This is a genomic window from Skermanella sp., from assembly GCF_059503625.1.
The window spans coordinates 1-5,102 of record NZ_JCACHA010001154.1; the positions used below are offsets into that span (position 1 = coordinate 1).

The window sequence follows — 5,102 nt, forward strand, 5'->3', positions numbered from 1 at the left end:
TTCGGTACCCTGGGCATTGCCTATCCGTCATTCTGGAACGGGCTGTACGCAACAGCCGACTCCGAGGCATCCCTGGACAATCTCGCCAGCACCGGCGCCAACAGCATCTCGATCGTGCCGACCGTGTATGTCAGCGACGTTGCCAGTGCCGACTTTCACGCGACTTCCCGCACGGAGAGCCTGGCCAACCTGCGCGACGCGATCGGGGACGCCCATGCCCGGGGCCTGTCCGTTCTCCTGAAGCCGCATGTCGACCCGCTCGACGGCCGGTGGCGCGCCGACATGGCGCCGGCCGACATTGATGCCTGGTTCGCCGGCTACAAAAGCCTGATCGTTGATTACGCCCGCCTGGCCGCCGAGACCGGGGTCTCCATGTTCAGCATCGGGTGCGAGCTGAAGAGCCTCACCGGCGAAGCCTACCGGGATCGCTGGGAAGAGATCATCGGAGCCGTCAGGGCCGTGTTCCCGGGTCCTCTGACATATGGGGCGACCGCGTCGGAAATGACGAGTGTGAGTTTCTGGGACCATCTCGACGTCGTCGGGGTGAACCCGTACATCCCGCTGTCCCGGTCGACGGCGCCGACCGTGGACGAGCTCATCCATGCCTGGACCCACGTGCCGGTGGACAGCGGCTTGGCGGCCCAGCTGAACTACCGCGCGCCGGTCGATTTCCTGCGTGATTTCTCATTGGCCACGAACAAGCCGATGCTCTTCACCGAGATCGGGTTCCGAAGCCTCGACGGCACCTCCGGCAACCCGGGCGTCTGGCAGGGCACCGGCGCTATCGACCAGGGCGAGCAGGCCGACCTCTACGAGGCGTTCTACCGCGTCTGGGCCGATCACGCCGGCGACTGGCTGATGGGCGCTCATTTGTGGAACTGGGAGCCGCGGTCGGACCCGGCCGGCGAGGAAACCGGCTACACCCCACAGCACAAACTCGCCCAGGACGTGATCGCGCGATGGTACGGCGCAGCGATGCCGGGCGCCGGCCGGACCGTCGATGGGTCGCCCGCCGCGGATCGCCTGGATGGCGGCTTCAACAACGACCTGCTTCGGGGCGGGCACGGCGACGACACGATGCTGGGAGGCGCCGGAGATGATGTCCTGCTGGGCGGCCCAGCCACCCTTGGCCCGCTCGCAACCTCAACCATCACCGTCAGGGCCATGGGTACCCTACTGAACGACACGGGCGCCCACATGCAGCTTCGCGTCGACGGCGTTCAGGTCGGCGCCATTGTCGAGGTACGCCCGGCCGCCACGACCCTGGATATCCAGGAGTTCACGTTCAGCCTGACAAACTCTCCGCTCGGCGTGGGCCGTCTTGAAATCGCCTTCGTGAATGACGGCCGCAGCGCCACCGAGGATCGCAACCTGTATATCCGTGGGGTCTCCCTCAACGACCGGTCCTTGACAGCGGATGAGAGCGTCAACAGCTCCGTTCCCGGTACCTGGAGCCTGTGGTCGAACGGCACAGTTGCCTTTGACCTGTCGCACCGGTCCGACCTCGTTTACGGTGCTATGTCTGACAATGATCTTCTTGACGGCGGAGCCGGCGACGATCTTCTGACCGGCGGGGCAGGGGCGGACACCTTCATCGTCAACCGAGGCCAGGGCAGTGACGTCATCACCGATTTCCTGGCCGATCCGGGCGATACCGTTCGACTCGACGGATTCGGCTTCACCGACTATGCCACCGTTCGGGCGCGGATGGTCCAAGCGGGCGGCGACGTCCTGCTCGATCTGGGGAATGGCGACATGCTTCGGTTCCAAGGCATCACTCCTGACCGCTTCTCTCCGCAATCCTTCGGGCTGCCCAGCGCCGTCGGGTTCGAGCCGGAGCGGGGCGTTTCAATTCCGGTCCTGCCGGAAAGCTCACCTGCCACAATCCGGATAACGGGCGGCCCGCACGCCGACGTGCTGAACGGAACCGCCGGGGCGGACAGGATCAACGGCCGTGCCGGCGGCGATACCATGATCGGCGGCACCGGCGACGATACCTACGTCGTCGATGGTCTGCGCGACGCCGTCATCGAAAAACCCGGCGAGGGGATAGACACCGTTCTCAGCATGACCGCGACGCGCGTCCTGCCTGCCCAGGTTGAGAACATGACGCTCGAAACCTCGGCTGCCGTGGCCGGCATCGGAAACGACCTCTCCAACCGTCTGATCGGCAACGGCAATGCCAACAGGCTGGACAGCGGCGTCGGCCACGACATCCTAATCGGTGCTGGCGGAGCGGACATCCTGATCGGCGGGGAAGGGCGGGATCTGTTCGTGTTCCGGACCCTGGCCGAGGGCGGCGACATCATCGAGGACTTCGAGCCGGGCCAGGATTGGCTTGACCTGCGCGGCGCCTTGCGCTCGGCTGGCTACTTGGGGGACCATCCGGTGGCCGACGGCTATCTTGCGTTCGCCGACACGGCGGCCGGTACCGAGGTACGCCTGGATCCCGATGGCACCGGCGGCCTGCCGCATCTCACCCTGGTGACCCTCAAGGGTCTGCCGCTGGCCGGACTCCAGGGCGGCCCCTCGCTGTATTTCGCCTAGCGCCGCGAACGCCTGCGTTTCCCGATCAGGCGCGGGAAACGCGGCGTTCCCGATTGGAAAGACGGAGCAACGCGACCCTCGAGAGGAACTCCGCGTTGCCGATCAGGTAGCGGCGTGCCAGCCTCCGGGGTTCGCGCGCCAGACGGAACATCCACTCGGCCTTGAGGGTCCGGAATATCTGCGGCGCGCGTTCCACCTTACCGCCGATGAAGTCAATGATCGCCCCACCGTTGATGATAACGACGGGATAGCCAAGCGTCTTCGCCAGACGGTCCGCCACCTGCTCCTGGCGTGGCATGCCCATGGCGAGCAGGATGACCTCGGGGCGGTGGCGGCGCGCCAGCCGGACATACTCCTCGACCTCCCTGAAGCCATCGAGGGACGCGACAACCCTGACCCCCTCGGCCTCGATTTCCGCGACGGCGCGGGACAGGTGCGGGTTGCGGGTTCCGAAGATCGCAGCCGTGCGGCCATGGAAGGCCTCGATGACCTTTGGTATGAAGTCGGTGCCGTTCATGTTAAGTCCCGGCGCATCCCCGAATACCTTTCTGGCGATCTCCAGGCCGATGCCGTCACGCAGCAGCACATCCGAGCCGAGCAGGACGTCGCAAAAATCGGTGTTCCGGCTTGCCAGGTTGAACGCATGGGCATTGACGAAGGACACCACGGTAGGACGATTCACCGCCGTCAGTTCCGCCAGCAGGTCTAGTTCTCGCTGGACGTCGCTCACTTGGCGGAGACTTCGGATCAGGCGCAGCATCGCATCCGCGTGCGTTTCGGTCTGGATGGCTGAAGTCTCGATTTGCTGAAGGTAGGTCATAAGGATCCTCCAGGGCGAAAACGGGATCGCCCGCGCCGATCGCGCTGTGGTCGAATGATTGTGGAATGTTACGACTGGGGTGCTTTCTGGGGTCGAAATTCAGCCTCGCCCCAAGCCGAACTCAGGACGGCCAGACTTCCCCGTATGCAGGATCCGAAACCAGTTCAGTGTCGTGTACCGGGATCCGCGCGGCGCGGTGTTCGTCTCGGCTGCCTGGCGCCTGTGTCACGGCATGGGAGAGTTCGGGCAGGCCAGGACCGCACGCCTCAAGAATATGGTGGCCATCGCTTTCGGCCTGACGGGCCGCTGCCCAGATAAGCCAGTCCCGAACTCCGACGACCGCGGCTGGACTGACCTGCAGATCGAGGATGCGGGCATGTGATACGCCGGTGGCGGCATCGATATCGCTGCCTAGGATCGCGTAGCCGAGAAGATGAATGGTGCGCGAGCATGTGATCATGCGGAGCGGTGCGCCGCCCGGATTGCTGCAGTGCCACCGCAGCGTCCGGGCATCGCGCCACGCCAGCGGGCCTTCGGCAGCGTCCCGCAGATGCTTCCACAGGGTATCGAAACGTGCTCCGATCTGCGCCGGCATGAGTGTGTTCAGGTCGGGCTGGGCCCCCCGGGGGCGGACGATGCCCTGGCCTGACAGTTTCAGCGCGAGCGAGGCGAGAGGCGGAACTGCGCGATCAAGGCGCCAGGCCCAGCGCAGGCGGCGGCCATGGCTCAGCGCGCGGTGGGGCTTGATTACCCAGCGCCCCGATGGCTCCGCGTCGCCCCTGAACGGTTGGCCGATCCAGATCAGGTTTGAGGAGTCGCCCTGGTCCGGAACATTTGTGCGCAGCATGGAAATGCCGGGCTGGTTCATGAAGGCGTCGTCTAGCCTCCAGGCTTCCTTGCGGTAAGCCGGCAGAACCGTGCGAAAGATTCCGGTCGCACTGAAGACTGAGCGGTTGTCGACATGATGGCGCTCAATGACGTTGCCCATATATCCAACGATCCGTCGGCCCGCTCCCTCTCCCGCGCTGAGAGTCCAGCCGGCGGGATGCCGGTTGGGCGAAGCTTTGAGAGCGGGATTTTCCCGCCACATCCAGGACCAGGCGGATGCCGACGGACCTGGTCTCCCGGTTTTCAGGAAAAAGGCGTGCACCATCTCGAAATCCTCGGCGCGAACGGGCCGTGTCACGACCCCGGGCTGGGTAACCGGACATCCCATCGGCATGATGATGGGATCTTCAGTTTTTGAAAGGACCAGGCTTGCGGTCGTGGACATGCGGCACACCCATCAGATCGAGTTGCGGGGTAAAACCATCACGGGCGTCGTCACCCGTGATGGTTTAATCCCTATGTCGGCCGGTCCGAGATTTCTCCGCCGTTCCGATGGGTCTGGTTGTAGACTGTTAATCTTATCTTAACCTTAAACGGCAGAATTTTTTTCGCACGACAGTTCGCCATGCCCGACAGGCAGTCTCCGCCTCGGACGCTGTGCCTTGGATGGTCGGGTCGTCCTTGAGCTGACCGCCGGGGCAGGGACGGCGCCGGCGGTCAGGCGGTGGCGTCCTGCCGGTCGTGAAACGCCTCCAGCAGGGTCCGGTATACGAGGATGTTCAGAGCGCTTGGAACGAAACCAGCGGTCGTCGTCTCCGGTTTTGATGCGCTCAGGGGCTGCAGCAACGGCCTGCGACCGGCACTGGCCGCCGTTGCAGTTAATCACGAGTGTATCGATCCGGCCCTG

At 64.6% G+C, this 5,102-nt stretch carries 3 protein-coding genes; 1 reads left to right on the forward strand and 2 read right to left on the reverse strand.

Features of this window, described 5'->3' with window-relative positions; all coding sequences use genetic code 11:
• On the forward strand, positions 1-2,547 hold a 2,547-nt coding region (locus AC5JJ6_RS41010), incomplete at its 5' end, for a glycoside hydrolase family 113 (RefSeq protein WP_496047574.1).
• 25 nt (positions 2,548-2,572) lie between these two features.
• Here the strand turns inward: AC5JJ6_RS41010 and AC5JJ6_RS41015 are convergent.
• Together AC5JJ6_RS41015 and AC5JJ6_RS41020 are read right to left on the reverse strand one after the other, a co-directional pair.
• Positions 2,573-3,367: a WecB/TagA/CpsF family glycosyltransferase gene (locus AC5JJ6_RS41015; protein ID WP_496047575.1), complete on the reverse strand. Its 795-nt coding sequence runs from the start codon at positions 3,365-3,367 to the stop codon at positions 2,573-2,575.
• 121 nt (positions 3,368-3,488) lie between these two features.
• Positions 3,489-4,640 carry a hypothetical protein gene (locus AC5JJ6_RS41020; RefSeq protein ID WP_496047576.1) on the reverse strand — a complete coding sequence of 384 codons (1,152 nt, stop codon included), beginning with the start codon at positions 4,638-4,640 and terminating at the stop codon, positions 3,489-3,491.
• Positions 4,641-5,102: the final 462 nt, after the last annotated feature.